Here is a 24,481-nt window from a genome sequence, read left to right as displayed (position 1 = left end):
AAATATGGACTTGGTTGATAACGAGCTGACCCTGACACCGATAGCTGGTAAGAGCGGAAAGGCCTATATGGGGACTTATCCGGACGGGGGGCGCGTTTTCGTCAAGATGAATACAACCCCTATCTTAGCAGGCTTAGCTCGAGAACAAATCGCACCGCAGCTTTTGTGGAGCCGCCGAATGCCGGACGGCAACGTAATGAGCGGGCAGGAGTGGCTTTCAGGCACTATTCTGACCCCAAATGATATGTCCAAAAAGCAGGTAATCAATATTTTGACTCGGCTGCATCGCTCGCGCCCATTGATGACGCAGCTGACCAAGCTGGGCTATACTTTGGAAACGCCAACTGATTTGCTGAATGCTTGGCTCAATCAAGTGCCGCTTGCTTTGAGAAATAATCAATATCTTCAATCTGTTATCCGCGACCTACGCCAGACTGTGCCTGCCTTTCGTGAGGACTACGCGACCATCGTTCACGGAGATGTGCGCCACAGTAACTGGGTAGAGACCGACAGCGGGCTTATTTACTTAGTGGATTGGGATTCTGTGCGCCTGACAGACAGGATGATGGATGTAGCTCATATTTTAAGCCATTATGTGCCTGATTCAGGCTGGCAAGAGTGGCTGAGTGCTTATGGCTATAAGTATAATCAGACTGTTTTCAATAAGCTATACTGGTTTGGTCAGTATTCTTATCTGATGCAGATTGCCAAATACTACGAAAACAATGATTTAGAAAATGTGAACCGGGAGATTTACGCATTACGAAACTTCCGTTCTAAATACGGAAGAGGACAATGAGAGTAAGGAATCGTAAGGGAGCGACGGAACTGCTGGAGGCGCATCCCCAGTATGTGATTTTGAATCCGGCAGACGCCAAGGGCAGATGGCAGGAGATTTTTGGCAATGATCACCCCATTCATGTAGAGGTTGGCAGTGGCAAAGGAGCTTTTGTGTCCGGTATGGCCAAGGCCAATCCTGAGATTAACTACATTGGGATTGATATTCAAAAATCGGTCCTCAGCTATGCCTTAGACAAGGTGCTGGCAACAGATGTGCCCAATATCAAGTTATTATGGGTGGACGGTTCGGATCTGACTGATTATTTTGAAGATGGCGAGATTGACCGCCTCTATCTGAACTTCTCAGATCCTTGGCCCAAGAAACGTCATGAAAAGCGCCGTCTGACCTATCAGTCCTTTCTGGCAACCTATCAGCAGATTTTGCCGGAAAATGGAGAAATCCACTTCAAAACGGACAACCGCGGTCTTTTTGAGTATAGCCTAGTAAGCTTTTCTCAGTATGGTATGAAGTTAAAGGGCGTGTGGTTAGATTTGCATGCTAGCGACTTTGAAGACAATGTCCTGACTGAGTATGAGCAGAAATTTGCTAACAAAGGACAAGTTATCTATCGGGTGGAAGCAGCATTTGAATAAGAAAGAGTCTTCGAGGAAATGCTCCTTGAAGACTTTATTAGTAGGAAAGAATTTTGCTTAAAAATAAGATCGTTTTAAGTGGAATTCCGTCTTTAAAAGCTTGTACAGCATATTTCCCTTGCATTCTGGGACTTGTCGTGCTATAATACTAGTAATGAATAAGGAAAGAGAGGCGAGGAAGTATCTTCGCCTCTTATCTGTGAGGAGGTGTCGTCATATCGCAACGATTGTTGAATTGGTGAGGGAGGTTATTGAACCAGCCATTTTGGCCCCCTATGAATTAGTCGATATTGAGTACGGAAAGATGGGCGGAGACTACGTTCTCAGTGTATTTGTAGATAAGCCTGAGGGCATTACGGTCAATGATACAGCGGATTTGACGGATATTATCAGTCCGCTCTTGGATCAAATCAAGCCAGATCCCTTCCCAGAACAGTATTTTCTGGAAGTGACCAGTCCTGGCTTGGAGCGTCCGCTCAAGACCAAGGAACAGCTATCCGATGCAGTCGGCAGTTATATCCATGTCAGTCTCTATAAGGCTGTTGACAAGCAGAAAGTCTTTGAAGGCACCTTGCTGAGCTTTGAAGAGGATGTTCTGCACATGGAATATCTGGACAAGACTCGCAGAAAAGAAGTCGAAATTCCCTACAGTCTGGTTTCCAAAGCCAGATTAGCCGTTAAGTTTTAGCCGCAGAAGCAATATAGAAAAGAAAGGAACACTTTTGTTTCGGCAAAAGTTACATGAAAATGAGTAAAGAAATGCTAGAGGCCTTCCGTATTTTGGAAGAAGACAAAGGAATCAAGAAAGAAGATATCATTGACGCGGTGACCGAGTCACTCCGCTCAGCCTATCGTCGTCGCTATGGTCAGGCAGACAGCGCAGCTATTGAGTTTGACGAAAAATCAGGAGATTTCCGTGTCTATACTGTTCGCGAAGTCGTGGACGAGGTCTTTGACAGCCGTTTGGAAATCAGTCTCAAAGATGCCTTGGCTATCAGTTCAGCCTATGAATTGGGAGATAAGATTAAGTTTGAAGAAGCGCCAGCTGAATTTGGCCGAGTCGCTGCTCAGTCTGCTAAGCAAACCATCATGGAAAAGATGCGCAAGCAGACCCGAGCAATCACCTACAATACCTATAAAGAGCATGAAAATGAAATCATGTCAGGAACGGTGGAGCGTTTTGACAATCGCTTTATCTATGTCAATCTTGGTAGCATTGAAGCACAATTATCGAAGCAAGACCAGATTCCTGGCGAGGTATTTGCCTCTCATGACCGCATCGAAGTCTTTGTCTACAAGGTAGAAGATAATCCTCGTGGTGTCAATGTCTTTGTCAGCCGCAGCCATCCAGAAATGATCAAGCGCTTGATGGAGCAGGAAATCCCTGAAGTCTATGACGGAACTGTAGAAATCATGAGCGTATCACGGGAAGCAGGCGATCGGACCAAGGTGGCGGTTCGCAGCCACAACCCTAATGTGGATGCCATCGGAACAATCGTCGGACGTGGTGGAGCCAATATCAAGAAAATTACGAGCAAGTTCCATCCTGCCAAATACGATCCAAAGAGCGGACGTATGGTACCGACTGAAGAAAATATCGATGTCATCGAGTGGGTAGCAGATCCAGCTGAATTTATCTACAACGCTATTGCTCCTGCAGAGGTTGACCAAGTTATCTTTAACCAAGAAGATAACAAGCGGGCTTTGGTTGTTGTACCGGACAGCAAGCTTTCTCTGGCTATCGGTCGTCGCGGACAGAACGTACGCTTAGCAGCTCATTTGACAGGCTTTAGAATTGATATCAAGTCTGCCACTGAGTTTGAAGAAATGGAAGCAGCCAATGAACTGGGCGGATTTGCTCAGGAAGCAGAAGAAATTCTTGGGGATGCAGCTGTTCTAGAGACAGAAGTTTCAGCAGCAGAAGCAACTGACTTTGACGCAGTAGCAGAGGAAACTGTACTAGAAATAGCTGGTTTAGAAAGCGAAGCTGAAGAACTAGATTAAGGGGGCTGGAATGGCAAAAACAAGAAAAATCCCTTTAAGAAAATCAGTGGTTTCCAACGAAGTGATTGACAAGCGTGATTTGCTGCGGATTGTCAAGAACAAGGAAGGTCAAGTCTTTATCGATCCGACAGGTAAGGCCAACGGCCGTGGAGCCTATATCAAGCTGGACAATCAAGAAGCCCTTCAAGCTAAGAAGAAGCGGGTCTTTAACCGCAGCTTTAATATGGAAGTGGACGAGGCTTTCTATGATGAGTTAATCGCCTATGTCGATCACAAGGTCAAAAGAAGAGAGTTGGGTCTTGAATAAAGAGAAACTTGCAAATTTGCTGGGTCTGGCTCAGCGGGCTGGCCGCATCATTTCTGGTGAGGAGCTGACCGTCAAAGCTATCCAGGAGGGAAAAGCACATCTGGTCTTTTTGGCCCAGGATGCAGCTCCTAATCTCAGCAAGAAAATCACTGATAAAAGCAGTTACTACCAAGTAGAAGTATCAACCGTGTTTTCAACACTGGAATTAAGCTCTGCCATTGGCAAGGCCAGAAAAGTACTCGCCGTGACAGATGCTGGTTTTACAAAGAAAATGAGGTCTCTTATGTAATAGAAGAGGAGGACAAGATTTGTCTAAAGTAAGATTGTATGAAATCGCCAAAGAACTGGGAAAAGAAAGCAAGGAGGTAGTGGCTCGTGCTAAGGAGCTGGGATTGGATGTCAAAAGTCATTCATCCAGCGTAGAAGCTGACGCTGGTGAGCGAATCAAGTCCAGCTTTACGAAAGCAGCCGCGCCTCAAGCTACTGCAGAAAAGCCTGCAGTAGCTCAGCCATCACCGCAAAAAACTCCTGCCAAAGAGGTGGCGCCAGCCAAGGCAGAACAGACAGAAGCAAAAGTAACTGCTAAGCCAGAAGCGAAAGCAGAAACAGCGGCGCCTGTCAAGCGCCCGCAAAGCCGGAACTTTAAGGCAGAGCGTGAAGCGAGAGCCAAAGAAGAGGCAGAACGTCGTAAGCAGCAAGGCAACCGCAAACCACAAAATAAAGAGCAAGGCAAGCGTGAGGACCGCGATAATCGAAATAAGAATCGTGGAAACCGCAACGACCGAGATAGGGGCAATCGTCCAAATGACCGTCGCGATAATCGTGGTCAAGACGGCCGCCGAAATGGTCAGAATCATCAAGGATTTAATGGTCAAAACCGCCAACAGCCTCAAGGACCGAAGATTGACTTTAAGGCTCGGGCAGCAGCTTTGAAAGCAGAGCAGAATGCTGAATACGCTCGCTCCAGCGAGGAACGCTTTAAGCAAGCACAAGAAGCTAAAGAAGTTATGGAACGGCAAAACCGCCGCAAGGAGCAGCCTAAGGCAGAAGAAAGTGCACCAGCACCGGTTCAGCCTGCACCAGCTCCATCTGCTCCAGTAGCGAATCCAAGCCCAGCGCCAGCCGCTGTGGATACGCGTCGTAAGAAGCAAGCTCGACCAGATAAGAAGCGCGATGATTTTGATCGCGAAGAAGAAGGTCCAAGAAAACAACAAAAGAATCGAAGCAGTCAAAATCAAGTGAGAAATCAAAGAAATAGTAATTGGAATAAAAACAAGAAAAATAAAAAAGGAAAGGGCAACAATAACCAGGCACCAAAACCTGTTACAGAACGTAAGTTCCATGAGTTGCCAACTGAATTTGAATATACAGATGGAATGACCGTTGCAGAAATTGCAAAACGGATTAAGCGCGAGCCAGCTGAAATTGTCAAGAAGCTCTTTATGATGGGCGTGATGGCAACGCAAAACCAATCTCTTGATGGCGATACTATTGAGCTCCTCATGGTGGACTACGGTATCGAAGCTAGGAAGAAGGTGGAAGTTGACACAGCTGACATTGAGCGCTTCTTCGTAGAAGAAGGTTATATCAACCAAGATGCCTTGGTAGAGCGTCCGCCAGTTGTAACTATCATGGGACACGTTGACCATGGTAAAACAACCCTCTTGGATACCCTGCGTAACTCTCGCGTAGCAACAGGTGAAGCAGGTGGTATTACTCAGCACATCGGTGCTTACCAGATCGAGGAAAGCGGCAAGAAGATTACTTTCTTGGATACGCCTGGTCACGCGGCCTTTACTTCTATGCGGGCCCGCGGTGCCTCTGTGACGGATATCACTATCCTGGTCGTAGCGGCTGATGACGGTGTTATGCCGCAAACGATCGAAGCTATCAACCACTCTAAAGCGGCTGATGTCCCAATCATCGTAGCTATCAACAAGATTGATAAGCCAGGTGCCAATCCTGAGCGCGTGATTGGTGAATTGGCTGAGCATGGTGTCATGTCAACAGCTTGGGGCGGAGATTCTGAATTTGTCGAAATCTCAGCGAAATTCAATCAAAATATCGACAGCTTGCTGGAAACAGTCCTCTTGGTGGCTGAAATCCAAGAGCTCAAGGCGGATCCTACCGTTCGAGCGATTGGTACAGTGATTGAAGCCCGTCTGGATAAAGGAAAAGGTGCTGTCGCAACCCTTCTGGTTCAGCAGGGAACTCTGAATGTGCAGGATCCAATCGTTGTTGGTAATACCTTCGGTCGGGTTCGGGCTATGACCAATGACCTGGGCCGTCGCGTGAAGGTGGCAGGACCATCTACACCGGTTTCTATCACTGGTCTCAATGAGACTCCGATGGCTGGTGACCACTTTGCGGTCTATGAAGATGAAAAAGCTGCGCGTGCAGCCGGTGAAGAACGTGCCAAACGTGCCCTTCTCAAACAGCGTCAAGCTACTCATCGCGTTAGTCTGGAAAATCTCTTTGATACCCTCAAAGCTGGTGAAGTTAAGTCTGTCAATGTTATTATCAAGGCTGATGTGCAGGGTTCTGTAGAAGCTCTGTCTGCTTCCCTGCAGAAGATTGAAGTGGAAGGCGTTAAGATTACCATCGTCCACTCAGCGGTTGGTGCTATCAATGAATCTGACGTGACACTGGCAGAAGCCTCAAATGCCTTCATCATCGGATTTAACGTTCGTCCTACATCTCAAGCTCGCCAACAAGCAGAAGCTGATGATGTCGAAATCCGTCTCCACAGCATTATCTACAAGGTTATCGAAGAAATGGAAGATGCCATGAAGGGAATGCTGGATCCAGAATACGAAGAAAAAATCATCGGGGAAGCTCTTATCCGCGAGACTTTCAAGGTTTCCAAGGTTGGTACTATCGGTGGATTTATGGTTATCAACGGTAAAGTTACCCGTGATTCCAAGGTTCGTGTTATCCGTGACGGCGTCGTGATTTACGATGGTGAGCTTGCCAGCCTCAAGCACTTCAAGGATGATGTTAAGGAAGTTACTAACGGCCGCGAAGGTGGACTCATGATTGATGGCTACAATGACATCCAAGTAGATGACACGATTGAAGCCTACATCATGGAAGAAATTAAGAAATAAGATACGAAGTAGGTTAACAACTCGCAGTGAAAATCATTTTTGGTGAAAGTCTATATTTTTAGTCTCGCATCTTTTTTCACAAAGAGTTTAGAAGAAATTTCATTCATTAAAACTAAAAATATAAGCTAGGCCTAGCCTAGCTTATATTGCAGAAGAGAAAAATTAGAAAGGAAATCTCATGGCAAATAATTTTCGTACAGACCGTGTAGGCATGGAAATCAAGCGCGAAGTCAATGAAATCTTGCAGAAGAAAGTTCGTGACCCGCGTGTTCAAGGTGTGACCATTACCGATGTCCAAATGCTGGGCGACCTATCCATGGCCAAGGTCTACTACACGATTATGAGCAATCTGGCCTCTGATAATCAAAAAGCTCAGACCGGTCTGGAAAAAGCGACTGGTACCATTAAGCGTGAGCTGGGCCACAATCTGAAGATGTACAAGATTCCAGATTTGACCTTTGTCAAGGACGAATCTATCGAGTATGGCAATAAAATCGACCAGATGCTGCGCGATTTAGAGAAAAAATAAAGCAGAAACTCAGCTGTTATGGCTGGGTTTTCTTATTTTTAAATTTAATATAACAATTTTTTATAAAAATAGGTATATACCATTTACAAATAAAAAAGAAAGAGTTATAATATAGTCAAGAAAACTCAGAGATTCAAAAGCGGGAGTTAGAAAGCAGCTATAGAAAGATGCTAGCTCTATCACAGAATTCCGCTTTGAATGGCAGAGAATACAGAAGTCAAGAACAAGGGAGGCAGTCTTATGCCTACATATATCAAAGCAGATCAATTTTTCTATCCTCAGGGAATCCGTCAGGGCGGTTATTTAGAGCTGATTAACGGCAAGTTTGGCAAGCTGGTGCAGTCTGTTCCGCAGGATGCAGAAGTCATAGACTACAGCGGCTACTCAATTGCGCCGGGTCTGGTGGATACTCACATTCACGGCTTCGGCGGTGTTGATGTAATGGACAATAACATCGAAGGAACTCTTCATACCATGAGTGAGGGTCTCTTGACTACCGGTGTGACCAGCTTTTTACCAACAACCCTGACCTCATCCTATGAGCGGCTCTTAGCAGTAACTGAAAATATCGGTGCTCGCTATCAAGAAGCCAGCGGGGCCAAGATTCGCGGTCTCTATTTTGAAGGGCCTTACTTCACCGAGAAGTATAAGGGTGCCCAAAACCCTGCCTATATGAAAGATCCTAGCATGGATGAGTTTCGTGCTTGGCAGAAGGCCGCAAATGGCTTGCTCAATAAGATTGCTCTCGCACCAGAGCGTGATGGCGTGGAGGAATTTGTCCGCACGCTGACTAATGAAGGCGTGACCGTTGCTCTGGGGCATTCTAACGCAACCTATGATGAAGCCAAAGCTGCGGTCGAAGCAGGTGCCAGTGTCTGGGTGCATGCTTACAATGGTATGCGGGGCTTGACTCATCGGGAGCTAGGCATGGTTGGTGCCATGTATGAGTTGCCCCACACCTATGCGGAACTGATTTGTGACGGCCACCATGTGGACCCTAAGGCCTGTGACATCTTGCTCAAGCAGAAGGGACATGAAAATATTGCTCTCATTACTGACTGTATGACCGCAGGAGGCCTTGAAGATGGTGACTACATGTTGGGAGAATTTCCAGTGGTTGTGGCCAAAGGAACAGCTCGGCTCAAGTCAACGGGCAATCTAGCTGGATCTATTCTCAAACTCAAGGACGGATTGAAAAATGTGGTCAAATGGGGCATTGCCAATCCTCATCAGGCGGTCATGATGGCTAGCCTGATTCCAGCAAAATCAGTCCATATTGATGATGTCTGCGGACAGATCAAGGAAGGCTACGATGCTGACTTTATCGTTTTAGATAAAGATTTAGAGCTGGTAGCTACTTATCTTGATGGTCAAGAACGTTTCCATGTATGAGAACCGCAGTTATTTTAAATTAGTCTCCTTATATTTTTCAGAAAGAGCAGGGCAACCTGTTCTTTTTGATTGGCAGACAACTTGATAGCCTTCGCCTAGATTTGAATTGCTTTCTTAGGCGTGTTATAATGAGACTATAATGTAATCAGGAGTGGGCTATGAAACGAATTGATGCGAAATTTTTGATAATGGGACTTGTTTTGCTGCTGGCGGGACTGATGTTTGGACGAATCTTGATCCTTGTTGCAGGAGTTGCTTTCATTATCTATAGCTTTTTCAGTAAAGGCATGGAGCCAACCAAGGAAAATATCTTTAAACCTAAGCCAATACTGAAGAAAAGGGAAAAGAAGTGAGCAGTTCTGCTCTTGTGAACACTGTAGCAGCTGCCTTACTGAAGGCAGTAGATGGAACTTGTAAAGGAGACATGAGATGAGAGAATATCTTTTGAACAATGGTGTAGGCATTCCGGTGCTGGGCTTCGGTACTTGGAAGGCTCAGGATGGCGAAGAAGCCTATCAAGCAACATTAGCCGCTCTCAAGGCAGGCTATCGGCACATTGATACGGCAGCCATCTATAAGAATGAAGAGAGTGTCGGACGGGCAATCAAGGACAGCGGCATCCCGCGGGAGGAGCTCTTCATCACGACCAAGCTCTGGAATGACATTCATACTTATGAGGAGGCTCAAGAGGCCTTTGCTGCCTCAATGGAGCGGTTGGGACTGGACTATCTGGACCTCTACCTCATCCACTGGCCGAATCCCAAACCCCTGAGGGAAAACGATGCTTGGAAAAAGCGCAATGCTGAAGTCTGGCGGGCTATGGAAGAACTTTATAATCTCGGAAAGATTCGAGCGATTGGCGTCAGCAATTTCCTGCCTCATCACTTAGAAGCCTTGTTTGAAACAGCGCGCATGACTCCTGCTGTCAATCAAATCCGACTGGCTCCAGGTGTCTATCAGACAGAGGCGGTGAACTTCTGCCGTGAGCATGAGATTTTACTGGAAGCTTGGGGACCATTTGGCCAAGGAGAGCTCTTCCAAAATCCAGCTGTGCAGGCTGTGGCAGACAAGTATGGCAAGACCATTGCTCAAGTCGCGCTAGCTTGGAGCTTGCAGGAAGGCTTCCTGCCCCTGCCTAAGTCGGTCACTCCGAGCCGGATTGCCAGCAATCTGGACTGCTTTGGCATCGAGCTAGATGCTGCCGACTTGGAAGTGCTCAAAAATGTCAGCGGTTTGGCCGGTGGCGCACCAAATCCGGATGGGATGGATTTTTAGGTGAAAATCCGATTCTATCGAAGTTCAGATAGGCAAGCCTTGCAGTCTTACCATTTAACCGACTTGAGATTTACCAGCCATCCCAGTCAGGTTGTCGCTGACTTAGAAAATCGCTATGCTATCTTGGGCCTTGTAGAACATCAAATCGTAACCTTTCTGATCTTGGATGCTGGAGAAAAGAAGTTTACTTATGGAGGTCAGCCAGAGAGCCTGCTCCTTCGTAGCTTTTCAACGGATGAAGGCTTTCGGATGCGAGGATACGGTAGTCAGACGCTGAAGCTCTTGCCTGATTTCATAAAAGAGTATTTGCCCATGTATAAAAGCATTATCTTAGGCGTCAATGAGAGAAATCAAGTCGCTTCCTACCTCTACCGAGAGACCGGCTTTAGCAAAAAGCCCCAGCGGATATTAGGACCAGCCGGCTGGCAGGAAGTGTATGAATTAAAAATATAAAGCTATCCCCCAGTTTGAAAAGAGCTGGGGATTTTTATCTCTACCACCAGAAGAAACTATAAAACAAGCTGTTTCAGTGCAATAATAAGAGGTGTAAAATGCGACTGATATCCAACGAAACACTAAGATAGAAGAGTTAGATGAAGAAGACCCAAGAATTGGAAATTACACCCAACTGATTGAGGAGGTCTTTGGTCCCTTGAGAGTGGGGAGATAGGAGAGAAAGGTAATCATTAAAAACTCGAAGAGTCATCTGTGGCTAAATATCCAATCAATCTAAAGGCTGAATACGAGTGTTTACTAAAATATTTAGATAAACAAGGTTTCGAATAGTCCAGTTTGCGAAAAAATCCGTGCTTTCTATCTGTCAGATGATGTGATTTGCTATAATTTACAAGTTTTCTGAAGTTTGAATACCAGCATTTGTTAAACTTTTAAAGTATTCTAAGCGTGAAATGCCTTAATAATTCATTTTTAAAGAGAAATAATCCCCATCCGAAGTTAAAGAAATTATCAGGTGGGGATATTTTATGTCTTTGATTTTGAAAAGGTGCTATTTCAGGGATAAAAAATGACATTTCAGGGCAGCCATGCAAAAGATTTATTGCCACGTGCTATACTTAGTTCATCAAATTATTGGAGAGGTTTTATTATGACTACTAACTACACCATTCGCCCCCTGACCTATAGCAACTTTACTCACCGTGAGTTTGAAAGTTTGATGACGGATTCTTGTCAAATCATCACGGACTTTGTCAAGGCTAATAAGAACGAAGATATGTATAGCAAGCACTTGGAGTTCTTTGCGAGCAAGCTAGAAGAGTTTCAAGAACAGCTAGCCAGTGTGGAAAAGAAGCAGACTACAAGTTTGGCAGAGGTAGACAAGGAGCGGGATAGCGCTCTGGTCGGACTCTTTACCCTGCATAGGGGATTTGCCAAGATAAAGGAGGCAAAGTTTAAGGAAGCCCATGAGACGCTGGCTCCAGTCCTGACTAAGTACAAGGATATCACCAAGCATAATAACGATGTCGCAACTGCTGAGATTAAGAGTCTCCTCAAAACCCTAAAGGAAGAGCCCTACAATTCGGCAGTAACTACGCTGGGACTCTCACCAGTGATTAGCGCAGTGACGACTGCTCAGGAAGACTATGATAAGGCCGAAGCCCTAGCGCGTGCAGCCAAGTCCAGCAAGGAAGTCGGTAAGACCAAGCAGCTGCGCACGGAAATCTCTCGCACTTATGACCTCTTTATGCGCTATACCGCAGCCTCTGCAGAAGCCTATCCAGAGAAAGCCCACTTTGCCAAACTCCTCAAGGACCTCAACACCATCCGAGACAGCAAGCGCCGCCTGGCTAGCCCAAATAAGAAAACAAAACCGGAACAAGCACCAGAAGTGGCAGGATAAAGAATAAAAGTTAATGAGATAAAAGATTTCATTAGCTTTTTTATTTTAGACGTGATTATTCTATCTATAAGAAAGTGATATAATAAATAGAAAAAATTCAGAATTAGGAGAAGGAAGATGAATTGGTTATCGTTGCCTGGTATAGTTGTGTCATTAATTACTCTCATTAAGATAGTATTTATTGAAAATCGTTTTGTTGAAGGAGATTCAAATAAAGAGAAGATTTCCAAATTTTTATCATCATTGTTCTGGAGCGGATTTTTGTTCGCTTTCCTTTCTATCGTCTTTGTGTCAATTAAAATTATCAGATTTTCCCCTGCGGATGAATTCCGGCTTTGGATATTTTTATCAGTATTTTTAATTTCAAGTTTGATTACAAGTTTCTATTTTTCAAAAATGATAAACAAAATGGGAGAAGTTACGGTTATTGATGGAAAATACAATATAAAGAAATGCGAAAGGTATAAGTTTTGTTATGAAGTGACAGAATCTTACATTACTGATAATAAAAGCGAAAATAAGAAAATTAGGTTATTTTCATCTATTTTAAGACTTTTTGTTTTATTAAGCTGTTCAATGGTATTACTATCAATTCAGCTTATATATAGACAGATGACTTCATCGTATGATATTGATTATCCTTTTGTAGCAAATGAAAAAATTTATCTTTCTTCTAATAAGGAACTCACAGATCAGTTAGTAGATGAATCTGGAAATCCAGTTACGTTACCTGCAGGAACCATCTTCTCTATACATAAGGGTGAGAAATTTGATATTGAAAATAAGAAAAAAGATAAGTTAATTACAAATGAGTTCTTTACCTCCTATTATGATAGTAAATGGGGAATAGAACCGAATCAGAAAATTGTATTAAAAGAGGGCAGTCAGTTATTTTTTGAGCAAGTATATGATAGGAGTCTTTATAGAAATGACAGTAAATACCATTACACGATTAAAACGATACCTAGCAAATCTTCGTTAGTTTTGCCTAGTAAAATGAGCTTTAGCGTTCATCATCCGGCTGAGTTATCTGAAAAAAATTACTATGAATTTGTAATTGGAAAAAATGCTGAAGCTCAGTTGGAGGATGTATACTTAGCTTTCTTTGCTATCGTATTATTCATTTTATGGGGAATAGTTTGGACCATAACAAGAATTTATTCCATTCGAGGTATGATTTATACAATTTGTATTGATATAGGAATTATTATTTTTATTAACTTATTATTAATATTTATAGACTATTATGTGTCCTTGATGGTAGCATTTATACTATTTATAGTCTCAATTTCAATAATTCAGAAGAGATTTGGGAAATTTTATGATAGTTACATTTTTATAAAAAAAGATGGTGAACAAAAATCTATCAGTTTTACACCTTTGATGGATAAAAGTGAATTTGATTTATATTTTGAAGATCAAACAAGAAACATAGATTTTGATATAAATAAAATTCAGGGCGACAAAGAAGTTTTAAAGCTCTACAATAAAGCCGGCGAAGAAAAAGATTTTATTAAAATCTTTTGGTATAAAAATAGGTGGCAAATCTTTTCTGAGTTTATTAAAGAATTAAAGCAAAAAACAGTCATTTTTTCAGAAGATTTCATAGCTCATAAAATTACGAGATGAGAGTGTGAGAAGTTGAACATTTATAGACTTAGCAATGCTGGATAGTTATCCTTTCGTTGTAGAGAAGCTTTAAAGATGGTGAGATAATTGGTATAATAGAGATTAAGGGAAACTATATAAAAGGGGAGAATTATGAAAATACAGCTCATAAATTATTCAGGAGATAATGTTAGTAGTTTGGAAGTAGAAGAATGTAATTCATTTGGTAATACTTTTCAAAGCAGGTTCTGATTTAGAGACTGTTCTAACTAAAATGCTAGTAGAAATGTTGGAGGTGAAGTCTGATTTTGAAGACACCAAAGATGAAGATTTTTCATTTGAAAAAGACGGAGTACATTATTTATTTGAATTTAAAGGGTTAACTAAAGATGTAAAAAAATCTAATATTTCTCAGTTGATTACTCATGTACATAAATATTCAGAGAAGAACAAGGTTTCTGATGAGAACATTAGGAGAATTATCATCGTAAATCGTTTTAAGCATGTAGCTCCGAAAGATAGACCCTCAGTCAGTCATAATGTTATAGACGTAGCAAAAAATCAGGTGTATAATGTATTAATTATAGATACTTTACATTTTTTAAAGTTATTTGAAAAATATAAATCTGGAGAAATGACGGTTGATGACATTTTTTCTATATTTGACCAAACTGGAGTCTTTGAACTGAGTTAGGCATTGAATAAATATATCACTTCAAATTTTTTGATTATCAACGTTTTCCAATTGTTTCGGGAGAATGTAAATCAGGCCCTTATCCTTATATGGCTAGGGGATTATTGATTATGTTTTTGATGGAGAGTATGCTTTATTAGCTTGAGATGCCGTAAATATCATTCCAAGGAGTAGTTCGTCTGCTTATTTATCAATGAGAAATAGTATCTAATAAACATTCTATAACAAACCAATCAAACTGGTCCATTCCGCGCTAGTTCTGATTGGTTTTTCTTATTTCCGGATTTTAAACTGTATTTGTTCTGTATTTCAAATAAATAGAGACTTGAAACTTTATCATATAGCTATTCTTGGATAAAACGTTCGTCATTGTTACGTTTTTGTTACATTTGTTAGGAGTGTATGAATTGTCAGAAAATTTTTATTATAATATGGTTTATAAATAAAGTAAGGAGACTTCTATGCAAAGACAACGTTTTTCACTCCGTAAATACAAGTTCGGTTTGGCTTCTGTTCTGCTGGGGACTGCTCTGGTTTTTGGTGCTGGACAGGCTCGGGCAGATGAGCAGGCGACAGCTAGTTCATCAGGGCAAGGTCAGCCGACTGCCGCTGTAGTATCAGCGACTGAGCCTGCTTCTCAATCAGCTAGACTTGAGAGTCAGCCAGCAGCTCAAGCCCCTGTGGAGAAAGCAGCACCAGCTTCTTTTGAATCGGCTGCTTCAAGTACAGAGCAGGCTAGCCAGCCTTCTACGACAGAGGCTAAGGAAGCAGCTGCAGCTCCTGTAGAAAAAGGAGCGACTTCTTCATCAGAAGAGGCTTCTTCAAGTGCTGAGAAGGTAACTCAGCCATCTGCCACACAGACCAAGCCGACAGATCCGGCTAGTCCGACTGCAGAGTCTCCGTCAGCCGCAAACTCAGAAAAGCCTGCTGCTAATCCTGATGCAGTAGCAGAGTCACCAACTTCTCGCGATGCTAAGCCAAGCAGCATCAGTACCAATGAGATTATTAAGGTTCCTCAAACCTGGTCTCAAGGCTACAAAGGTCAAGGCCGTGTGGTAGCCATTATCGACTCAGGTCTGGATGTCCATCACGAGGTTCTGAAGATTTCTGATCCGTCAAAGGCCAAGTATCAGACAGAGGCAGCTTTGGAAGAGGCTAAGAAAAAGGCTGGTATTGACTACGGGAAATGGTACAACAACAAGGTTGTCTATGCCTATAACTATATCGACGGTGATGACAATGTCAAGGAAAAGAACAGTTACTCACATGGTATGCACGTCACAGGGATTACAGCGGGAAATCCCAACAAGAAAGCTCCTAATGATGAGTATGTCTATGGTGTTGCGCCAGAAGCACAAGTTATGTTTATGCGGGTATTCTCAGACCGTCAACGCACAACAAGCGACGCTATCTATATCAAAGCCATTGATGATGCGGTGGCTTTGGGAGCTGATACCATCAATATGAGTCTAGGTTCAGCAACAGGTTCAACGGTTGATGTCAGCCCTAGTCTGCAGGCCGCTATTGAGCGCGCTCGGGCCAAGGGGGTGAGCGTGATCATTGCGGCGGGTAATGACAATACCTTCGGAAGTGAATACTCTAAACCGCTGGTTGAAAATCCAGACTATGGTCTAGTTAGCAGTCCTTCAACAGCAGAAAGCTCTATCTCAGTCGCTTCTGTCAATAACACTGTTCTGACAGAGGAAGTCATGGAAGTTCGTGGTCTGGAAAAGAACGATAAGCTTTTGAACGGTCATTTCAGCTACTCCATGGGTGAGACAAATGCAACCTTTGAAAAGGGCAAGGAATATGAGTATGTCCATGTTGGTCTTGGCCGTGAAGAGGACTTTGCTGGTAAGGATCTGACAGGTAAGCTGGCTCTTATCCAGCGTGGTTCCTTTACCTTTGCTGAAAAAGTTAGAAATGCCATTAGCCATGGTGCTGTTGGTGCTCTGATCTACAATAATGTCGACGGAGCTAACCTAACGATGAGCCTAGACAGTGAATCTAAAAAGGTTCCGTCAGCCTTTATTAGTAAGGAATATGGAGAGGCTTTGGCAGCTGGTAATTACAAGGTAGTCTTTAATGGTCTTAAGGTCAATCGGCCGCATCCAGGAGCTAGTAGTCTGTCTGACTTCTCTAGCTGGGGTGTGACGACAGATGGCTTGCTCAAGCCAGATGTGACAGCACCAGGTGGCGATATTTACTCTTCGCTTAATGACAATACCTATGGCTCTATGAAGGGAACCAGTATGGCTACGCCTCATGTGGCTGGTGTAGCGGCTCTTGTCAAGGAATATCTCCTTCAGCACTATCCAGAACTGACGCCTGCCCAGAATGCAGACTTAGTCAAAGCGCTCCTCATGTCAACAGCTAAGCTGCACGTCAACAAAGAAACTGGTGTCTACACCTCTCCGCGTCAGCAGGGAGCTGGTATCGTAGATACAGCAGCTGCTATTTCTACTGGCCTATATGTGACAGGGGATAACCAATATCCTAGCGTTTCCTTGGGCAATGTTCAAGACAGCTTCACCTTTGATGTTACGGTTCATAATATCACGGATAAGGACCGGACGCTGAAGATGATTGTTAATACCAACACGGATGCGGTCAAGGATGGCTACTTTACCCTGACACCTCGCAAACTAACTGAAACGGTCTGGCCAGAAGTTACCGTCAAGGCTCACAGCAGCCAGAAAGTGACGGTCAAGGTAAATACTGCTAAGTTTGCGGAAGAGTTGATCAAGCAGATGCCGAACGGCTATTTCTTAGAAGGCTTTGTCCGCTTTGTGGATCCAGCAGATGACGGCGATGTGGTTAGTCTGCCATTTATGGGCTTCCGTGGGGAATTCCAAGATCTGCCAGCTGTAGAAAGACCAATCTATAATCTGGTGCAAGAAGGCAAGTCAGGCTTCTATTACCCAGTGCCAGAGGACAAGAGTATCCTGTCTGATGACAATGTCTCTTCGCTTGTGACGGAATCCAATGACAAGCTCTATTCGACCGGTCGAACAGCTGCTCGCAGCTCAATTGTACTGGGAACTGCAGAAAATGCGGATGGTAAGCATGTGCTGCAGCTGGGAGCGGATGGCAAGATTCGTCTGGCCTTCTCACCTAATGGAGATGGCAATCAGGACAGCATCCAGTATCGGACAGTTCTCTATCGTAATGTCAATAATCTGACAGCTAGTGTCTATACGGCAGATGATAAGGACTATCGCTTCCCAATCTGGCAGAGCAGCACGATTAGAGAAGGCCGCAAGAACTATTATAGTGGTCAGTCAGACAATCCTAAGTCCTACCTACTAGAAGATACATACTGGGATGGTCGTGATAGCAAGGGTGAGAAGCTGGAAGATGGCTTCTATACCTATGTGGTTCGCTATACGCCAGATGTACCAGGTGCTAAAGAGCAGCAGATTAGCTTTAACCTGCAGATTGATAATCAGAAGCCTTTGATTAGCTCAGGCTATATCAGTACCAAGGATGGTGCGGAAACCTTTACGGCTCGTAAGCCAAAAGATGTTGGCAACGGCGGTATTTTGAGAGAACAGGTCTTCTATCTGCAAGCAGATGAAAAAGGGAAAGAGACCTATAAAGCAGTGGATGATTTTGGCATTGAGCGTGATTACGAGCGTCGGGTTTACATCTCAGCCAATGCGGATGGCAGCTACACCTTGCCAAAAGGAGTGGACAAGTCTAAGATATTCTATGTGGTAGAGGATTATGCGGGTAACCGTGATTCCATAGCTTTGTCAGAGCTAGTCAGTGCTGAAAATGATGGTCGTATCCGTGTCGCTCTGGTGGATGCTAATACGCATCAAGATGTATCTTCGACCTTTGTCTATCGGATCAAGGACAGCAAGGGCAAATATGTAGAGTTGGATAAGGGCAAGAAAATCAACGCTCTGCCGTTTGGACGCTACACAGCTGAGATCTTTACTTATGATAAGGATGAGCTTCGTTTCTACAGCGCTCTGACTCAGGAGTTTGAGCTGACAGCCCAAGATAGCTTTAAGACGATTGAGTTTCTGGTCAAGAAGCTGGTCTTTGCACCGGTCAGCGTTGCCTTTGATCAAGCTGTTCCGAAGAATACCCAAGTGGTTCTCAAGAATAATAATGGCGATGCTTATACGCTTCCAGCAGAACTGTTTGGCAAGCATGCCTTCGGAAGATCCGTAGCAGCTGGATTCTACTCTGTCTTTGTCAACCTGCCGACCGGCTACGAGCTCTGGGAAAGTGAGCCAACTGTTGAGGTCAAAGAGGGCAAAAACAACCTGCTGAAACTGGGAGTTATCGTCAAGTCAGGCTTGCTGGCGGCTGTCAATCAGCAGTCTAGTCTGGTCGGCACTGCTCAGTATTACAATGCTTCTGCAGCGAAGCGCACAGCTTACGACCAAGCATATCAGGCAGCCAAGGAAGCTTTGACAAGCAAACTGACCCAAGCGCAAGTTGATGATGTAAGAGCAAAACTAGAAACAGCATCAGCTGATTTAGATGGCAAGGACTCAGATATTGCTGCGGTTAAAGCAGCTGTGGAAGCTTATGCAGCTACCACTAAGACAGGTGCTTATGCCAATGCTAAGGATAGAACTCGCCGCGCTTATGACAAGGCCTTCCAAGCAGTAGCTCTGCTCTTGGTGCAGGACAAGGTGACCCAGGAGCAAATTGATACTGCCCTGGCTCAGCTGACTACAGCAGAGAAGAAGCTGGACGGTAAGGCGACTAACTTTACCAATCTCAAGAAGCTAGTCGATGATGAAGTGCATTACCAAGCCATCAGCAATAAGTTTATCTATGCTACTGACGCGGTTAAGGCGGCTTATCTAGAGGCTTATGCACAGGCTAAGGAAGTTTTGACCAATCCAGGTGCCAGCCAGGAAGATGTCAAAGAAGCCATCGCCAATCTTAGAGCAGCCAAGAGAAAACTTGATGGCAGAAAGCCAAGAGTTGTGAGACCGAAAAAACCTAAACAAGTCTAATTGGTTTAGATTAGTTAAAATCCCTTAAGTTGAAACTTGAGGGATTTTTCGATAAGTATTTTACATTGGTCCTATTTTCTGCTATAATCTTTTTTAGAAAGAAATATCATTGTCTACTTTTTAGCGAGTTCGGGATAGTGTGAGCCGGATAAGGAAGCAGTGCTGATGGCGCTTTCGGTTATAATTTCAAAAGCAATGAAGTAATAAATTAGGGTGGAACCGCGTCTTGACGCCCCTAGGTGAATAGCCTAGGAGTGTCGGATGTGGTTCTTTTGCGTACTGAGTCTATTGTTCGAAAGAAAGGAGATTCGTGGAGAACCTTTACCTTGTAAAAGACGAGAACCAATTAGCAGCTTTTCGAGATTTCGTTGCAAAGAATACCGCAAAGTTGCAGGATTATCTAACATTTTTAAAAGACGAGTTTGCGGTTTATGACTTGCCGCAAGCCATCATTTGGTCCGATTTTGGTTCTGCTACGCAGATCATTCGGGAAATTCCTGTACCGGCCTATACAAATGATAGGCGGATGGTTATGACTCCAGAATTGACGATTTGGAAAGATTTGTATCTCCTTCAGTTAGAGAATTACGAGACCTCTCACCAAACTCAAGCAATAGCAAACCACTATCAGTCTTTGTCTGAAAATTCTCTCTTGCAGATTGTTGGACATGAGTTGGCTCATTGGTCGGAGCATTTTTTAGATGACTTTGATGGATACGGTGCCTATATCTGGTTTGAAGAAGGGATGGTTGAGTATATTAGCCGCAAGTATTTCTTTACAGATGAGGAATTTCGAGTGGAAAAAGCTTGTAATCAGTCTCTTGTTGAGCTCTTTCAGAAAAAGCACGGTTGGCACTCATTGAATGATTTCGGCACTTCGACTTATCAAGGGAATTATGCTAGTATTTTTTATGAATACTGGCGCAGTTTTTTGACAGTCGACAAGCTAGTAGAAAATCTAGGCAGTGTGCAAGCGGTCTTTGATTCTTATCATCGGTGGGCAAATACAGATAAAACACTTCCCTTGTTGGATTGGTTCATACAGCAGAAAATAATAGACAAAGAGATATAAACAAACTAAAGGAGTAACAAATGTCTAAGAAATTCACCTTTCACCTCGCCAAAGTCAATTGCGAACCTAAAGGTTCGATTGACTGACGACAACCGCTATAGGGCGGTTTGTCTAGGCGATGTACTAGCTTTTCAAAAGGGAAATAATCGTTCCCTTTTGAACGCTTCGCAAGAAATCTAAACAAACAAAAGGAGTAACTAATGTCCAAGAAACTTACCTTTCAGGAAATAATTTTGACTTTACAGCAGTTCTGGAATGACCAGGGTTGTATGCTCATGCAGGCTTATGATAATGAGAAGGGGGCGGGAACGATGAGTCCCTATACCTTCCTACGGGCAATTGGGCCAGAGCCTTGGAACGCGGCCTATGTAGAGCCGTCTCGCCGGCCAGCAGATGGCCGCTATGGAGAAAATCCGAACCGTCTTTATCAGCACCATCAATTTCAGGTGGTTATGAAGCCATCGCCAAGCAATATCCAAGAACTTTACTTGCAGTCTTTGGAGCTATTGGGTATCAATCCGCTGGAGCACGATATTCGCTTTGTCGAGGATAACTGGGAAAATCCGTCAACTGGCTCTGCTGGTCTGGGCTGGGAAGTTTGGCTGGATGGAATGGAAATCACGCAGTTCACTTACTTCCAGCAGGTCGGAGGTCTGCCAACTCACCCGGTGACTGCTGAGGTGACTTATGGTCTGGAGCGTCTGGCTTCTTATATCCAAGAAGTGGACTCAGTCTACGACATTGAGTGGGCTGATGGCGTTAAGTACGGCGAAATTTTCACTCATCCTGAGTATGAGCATTCCAAGTACAGCTTTGAGGTCAGCGACCAAGACTTGCTCTTGGGGAATTTTGAGAAGTTTGAAGCAGAAGCTAAGCGCTGTCTGGACGAGCATCTGGTGCACCCAGCCTATGACTATGTTCTCAAATGCTCGCATACTTTTAACCTCTTGGATGCGCGTGGAGCTGTATCCGTGACAGAGCGGGCTGGCTATATCGCCCGTATTCGTAATCTGGCGCGTGTTGTGGCTAAGACCTTTGTGGCTGAGCGCAAGCGTCTGGGCTACCCACTTTTGGATGCTGAGACTCGCGAGAAACTCTTGGCAGAGGAGGGAGAATAATCATGGTAAAAAATTTATTAGTTGAATTAGGCTTGGAGGAAATGCCAGCCTATGTCGTGACACCGAGCATGAAGCAGCTGCGCGACAAGATGGGAGCCTTTCTGACAGACCATCGTCTGACCTTTGAGAAAATTGAAATGTTCTCCACACCTCGTCGTCTGGCGGTGCGCGTGGTTGGCTTGGCGGACAAGCAGTCTGATTTGACCGAAGATTTCAAAGGCCCTTCTAAGAAAATTGCTCTGGACGCAGATGGGAACTTCACCAAGGCTGCAGAAGGCTTTGTTCGTGGCAAGGGCTTGACGGTTGAGGATATTACTTTTCGCGAAATCAAGGGGGAAGAATACGTCTATGTGACCAAGGAAGAGGTCGGTCGCCCGGTAGAGGAAATCATCCCAGCAGTGACAGAAGTTCTGCAAGCTCTGACCTTCCCTGTCAGCATGCACTGGGCCAACAATACCTTTGAATACATCCGCCCAGTCCACACCTTGACTGTGCTCCTAGATGAGCAGGCCTTTGATTTGGATTTCTTGGATATCAAGAGCGGCCGTACGAGCCGAGGACACCGTTTCTTGGGGCAAGAAACGGAGATTGCTTCAGCAGATTCCTATGAAGATGACCTACGGGCTCAGTCTGTCATTGCCAGTCCTCTTGAGCGGGGTGATATGATTGTTGAGCAGATTCGAGCACTGGAAGAGGAGCACGGAGTTTCTATCGAGATTGACGAAGACCTGCTCAATGAAGTGTTGAATCTGGTAGAATATCCAACTGCTTTCTTAGGTAATTTTGATGCCAAATACCTAGAAGTTCCTGAGGAAGTCTTGGTAACTTCTATGAAAGAGCATCAGCGTTACTTTGTTGTGCGCGATGCTGAAGGCAAGCTTTTGCCTCACTTTATCTCTGTCCGCAACGGAAATGCAGAGCACTTAGAAAATGTCATCAAGGGAAATGAGAAGGTCTTGGTGGCTCGTCTGGAAGATGGGGAATTCTTCTGGCGGGAAGATCAAAAACTAGCTATTGCCGACTTGGTTGAAAAACTGAGCAATGTGACTTTCCACGAAAAGATTGGCTCTCTGGCAGAGCACATGGAGCGGACTGGCAAGATTGCTGCTCTCTTGGCGCAAGAGGCAGGATTGGATGCTGATGAGACAGCCGACTTGGCTCGTGCAGCGGCTATTTATAAATTTGACCTACTGACTGGCATGGTGGGTGAGTTTGATGAGCTGCAAGGTATCATGGGTGAGAAGTATGCTCTTCTGGCTGGTGAGAATGCTGCGGTGGCAGCTGCCATTCGGGAGCACTATATGCCGACTTCAGCCGATGGGGAATTGCCTGACACCAAGGTCGGAGCAGTCTTGGCTCTGGCTGATAAGCTGGATACTATTCTGTCCTTCTTCTCAGTTGGGCTGATTCCAAGTGGTTCTAATGACCCGTATGCATTGCGCCGTGCGACTCAGGGTGTCGTGCGTATTTTGGATAAGTTTGGCTGGAACATTGACTTGGCTCAGCTTCTTGGTCGACTTTACGAACTCAAGTTTGATAGCCTAAGCTATGAAAATCAAGAGGCTGTGCTGGATTTCTTCCGTGCCCGCGTTGAGAAGATGATGGATCGCAGCATTCCGAAAGACATTGTTACGTCTGTTCTTCAAAGCACTCACTTTGTCGTACGCGATTTGGTAGAAACAGCAGCGCTTCTAGCTGAGAAAGCTCAGGAAGACAACTTCAAGTCAGCAGTCGAAAGCCTGTCTCGGGTCTTTAATCTAGCTGAGAAAGCCCAAGGGCAGACAGCTGTCAATCCAGCACTCTTTGAAAATCAAGAGGAAAAAGACTTGGCAGCTGCTATTGAAAAAGTGGAGCTGACGCCTGACTTAGCTGCCAATCTGGACCAACTCTTTGCTCTCAGTCCAGTTATCGATGCTTTCTTTGACCATACCATGGTTATGGATGAAGATGAGGCTGTGCGTAACAATCGTCTAGCTCTCCTAGCTTCTTTGACAGCCAAAGCGGGACAAATGGCTCAGTTTAATCAGATTAATACCAAATAAAAGGTAAGAGAGAGGTAGAATCATGGATCCTAAAAAAATTGCCCGTATTAATGAACTGGCTAAAAAGAAAAAAGCTGAAGGTCTAACTGCTGAGGAAAAAGTGGAACAAGCCAAGCTTCGTGAAGAGTATATCGAAGGCTACCGTCGCTCTGTTCGTCATCACATCGAAGGCATCAAGATTGTCGACGAGGATGGCAATGATGTAACGCCTGAAAAATTGCGTCAAGTTCAGCGTGAGAAAGGTCTTCATGGCCGTAGTCTGGATGACCCAGAGTCTTAAGTAAAAATATAAAAAAATCCCTCGCTAGGAATCTAGAAAGTTCCTGTCGAGGGGTTCTTTTATTCTTGTTTATGTTTTTTCAAAATGCGGAGGGCTACATAGATGCAGCTAACGATGATTGCTACATCCAGCCAGAAAATCCAAGGCTCCGTGATACGGAAAAAGAAATAAGCAGCGATGGCAGTAATGAGGGACAGAATGCCTAGATCCATTTTTTCTTTGAGATTGAGTCTCATAGGTCTTCTTCCTCCTTTTTTTGTGCTTGACGAATCTTTCCTTTGGCAATGAAATGCATAATCAGTCCAAATCCAAGGCCTGCGGCTAATCCAGTTACAATAAGTTTAGGTTGAAGCAAAACTTGTAGGATATCTTTCTTTTCCATGACAGCTATCATGATGCTAAAGAGAGGGTAAAAGAGTAGCCAATAGGAGAAACCTGCTTTGAGACCAGCATGTTTCATAGCTTTTTCTTCTTTTTCATCCTGAAGTCCTAGCTCTAGGTCATCAATTCCTTTGCGCCGTGCTTGAATGACTATATAGACACAGAAGCCGAGGATAAGGATTTCCAGCAGGATAGGATAGGCAACAGCGATAATTTTGGGCCAGCGAAAGGCTAGGGGAAAGGCGATGGCATTGCCAAAAATCAGAATAAAGAAAAGCCAGATAAAGCCTATATTTCCTAGATGCTCAGCCTGTTGGCGTTTTTGCTCGTCCAGAGGTCCAGTAATACCGTAAAATCGTTTGATCATCTTGTCTGAGAATGTTTCTTTTTTCATGTTT

General features: G+C 44.2%; 22 protein-coding genes. 20 read left to right on the top strand and 2 right to left on the bottom strand.

The window, feature by feature from the left end:
* Positions 1-4 precede the first annotated feature (4 nt).
* From ccrZ to J1C77_RS09500, 20 genes are all read left to right on the top strand, one after another.
* On the top strand, positions 5-799 hold the full coding sequence (gene ccrZ / locus J1C77_RS09595; protein ID WP_002893562.1) for a cell cycle regulator CcrZ: 795 nt from the start codon (positions 5-7) through the stop codon (positions 797-799).
* Complete coding sequence (gene trmB, locus J1C77_RS09590) at positions 796-1,434, top strand: tRNA (guanosine(46)-N7)-methyltransferase TrmB (RefSeq protein WP_002896910.1); 639 nt, start codon at positions 796-798, stop codon at positions 1,432-1,434. Before ccrZ ends, trmB begins: the two co-directional genes overlap by 4 nt.
* Before the next feature lie 199 nt (positions 1,435-1,633).
* A complete protein-coding gene (rimP, locus tag J1C77_RS09585) occupies positions 1,634-2,122 on the top strand; it encodes a ribosome maturation factor RimP (RefSeq protein ID WP_032912391.1) in 489 nt (162 codons plus the stop codon).
* A gap of 59 nt (positions 2,123-2,181) precedes the next feature.
* Positions 2,182-3,438, top strand: a complete 1,257-nt coding sequence (gene nusA, locus J1C77_RS09580; protein WP_162091600.1) for a transcription termination factor NusA — start codon at positions 2,182-2,184, stop codon at positions 3,436-3,438.
* A 10-nt stretch (positions 3,439-3,448) separates the two neighbouring features.
* Positions 3,449-3,745, top strand: coding sequence for an RNase P modulator RnpM (gene rnpM / locus J1C77_RS09575; protein ID WP_002923338.1), 297 nt, complete (start codon positions 3,449-3,451; stop codon positions 3,743-3,745).
* The gene (locus tag J1C77_RS09570; RefSeq protein ID WP_002923340.1) at positions 3,738-4,034 is read left to right on the top strand and encodes a YlxQ-related RNA-binding protein; all 297 of its coding nucleotides are present in this window, start codon (positions 3,738-3,740) and stop codon (positions 4,032-4,034) included. The genes rnpM and J1C77_RS09570 overlap by 8 nt, the downstream gene beginning before the upstream one ends.
* Before the next feature lie 19 nt (positions 4,035-4,053).
* Positions 4,054-6,852, top strand: coding sequence for a translation initiation factor IF-2 (infB, locus tag J1C77_RS09565; protein WP_002923341.1), 2,799 nt, complete (start codon positions 4,054-4,056; stop codon positions 6,850-6,852).
* A 178-nt stretch (positions 6,853-7,030) separates the two neighbouring features.
* Entirely contained in the window at positions 7,031-7,381 is a 351-nt protein-coding gene (gene rbfA, locus J1C77_RS09560) for a 30S ribosome-binding factor RbfA (protein WP_002893555.1), read from the top strand.
* A 240-nt stretch (positions 7,382-7,621) separates the two neighbouring features.
* On the top strand, positions 7,622-8,773 hold the full coding sequence (nagA, locus tag J1C77_RS09555; RefSeq protein ID WP_042763254.1) for an N-acetylglucosamine-6-phosphate deacetylase: 1,152 nt from the start codon (positions 7,622-7,624) through the stop codon (positions 8,771-8,773).
* Positions 8,774-8,931: 158 nt separating this feature from the next.
* Positions 8,932-9,126, top strand: a complete 195-nt coding sequence (locus tag J1C77_RS09550) for a hypothetical protein (RefSeq protein WP_002923343.1) — start codon at positions 8,932-8,934, stop codon at positions 9,124-9,126.
* 76 nt (positions 9,127-9,202) lie between these two features.
* Complete coding sequence (locus J1C77_RS09545) at positions 9,203-10,048, top strand: aldo/keto reductase (protein ID WP_002923344.1); 846 nt, start codon at positions 9,203-9,205, stop codon at positions 10,046-10,048.
* Positions 10,049-10,501 carry a hypothetical protein gene (locus J1C77_RS09540; protein ID WP_002923345.1) on the top strand — a complete coding sequence of 151 codons (453 nt, stop codon included), beginning with the start codon at positions 10,049-10,051 and terminating at the stop codon, positions 10,499-10,501.
* A 652-nt stretch (positions 10,502-11,153) separates the two neighbouring features.
* On the top strand, positions 11,154-11,906 hold the full coding sequence (locus J1C77_RS09535) for a DUF6261 family protein (RefSeq protein WP_042763161.1): 753 nt from the start codon (positions 11,154-11,156) through the stop codon (positions 11,904-11,906).
* Positions 11,907-12,023: 117 nt separating this feature from the next.
* Positions 12,024-13,535: a hypothetical protein gene (locus J1C77_RS09530; RefSeq protein WP_002923348.1), complete on the top strand. Its 1,512-nt coding sequence runs from the start codon at positions 12,024-12,026 to the stop codon at positions 13,533-13,535.
* 253 nt (positions 13,536-13,788) lie between these two features.
* Positions 13,789-14,208 carry a hypothetical protein gene (locus J1C77_RS09525; protein ID WP_161544042.1) on the top strand — a complete coding sequence of 140 codons (420 nt, stop codon included), beginning with the start codon at positions 13,789-13,791 and terminating at the stop codon, positions 14,206-14,208.
* A gap of 461 nt (positions 14,209-14,669) precedes the next feature.
* Positions 14,670-19,190 (top strand): S8 family serine peptidase, encoded by a 4,521-nt coding sequence (locus tag J1C77_RS09520; protein ID WP_002923350.1) that lies wholly within the window; start codon positions 14,670-14,672, stop codon positions 19,188-19,190.
* 310 nt (positions 19,191-19,500) lie between these two features.
* Positions 19,501-20,262, top strand: coding sequence for a hypothetical protein (locus J1C77_RS09515; RefSeq protein ID WP_002923351.1), 762 nt, complete (start codon positions 19,501-19,503; stop codon positions 20,260-20,262).
* Between the two features lie 200 nt (positions 20,263-20,462).
* A complete protein-coding gene (glyQ, locus tag J1C77_RS09510; RefSeq protein WP_002908141.1) occupies positions 20,463-21,380 on the top strand; it encodes a glycine--tRNA ligase subunit alpha in 918 nt (305 codons plus the stop codon).
* A 2-nt stretch (positions 21,381-21,382) separates the two neighbouring features.
* Entirely contained in the window at positions 21,383-23,422 is a 2,040-nt protein-coding gene (gene glyS, locus J1C77_RS09505) for a glycine--tRNA ligase subunit beta (RefSeq protein WP_002923352.1), read from the top strand.
* A 22-nt stretch (positions 23,423-23,444) separates the two neighbouring features.
* A complete protein-coding gene (locus J1C77_RS09500; protein WP_002923353.1) occupies positions 23,445-23,702 on the top strand; it encodes a DUF896 family protein in 258 nt (85 codons plus the stop codon).
* A 59-nt stretch (positions 23,703-23,761) separates the two neighbouring features.
* Here the strand turns inward: J1C77_RS09500 and J1C77_RS09495 are convergent, their stop codons facing one another.
* Together J1C77_RS09495 and J1C77_RS09490 are read right to left on the bottom strand one after the other, a co-directional pair.
* Entirely contained in the window at positions 23,762-23,938 is a 177-nt protein-coding gene (locus J1C77_RS09495) for a hypothetical protein (protein WP_002923355.1), read from the bottom strand.
* On the bottom strand, positions 23,935-24,477 hold the full coding sequence (locus J1C77_RS09490; protein ID WP_002923356.1) for a DUF3278 domain-containing protein: 543 nt from the start codon (positions 24,475-24,477) through the stop codon (positions 23,935-23,937). The genes J1C77_RS09495 and J1C77_RS09490 overlap by 4 nt, the downstream gene beginning before the upstream one ends.
* Positions 24,478-24,481: the final 4 nt, after the last annotated feature.

Source organism: Streptococcus sanguinis (assembly GCF_050223295.1).
GTDB classification, from domain to species: Bacteria; Bacillota; Bacilli; order Lactobacillales; family Streptococcaceae; genus Streptococcus; species Streptococcus sanguinis_X.
Note: the sequence above shows the minus strand (reverse complement) of the source record. Positions and strands in the feature narration are given on the sequence as shown.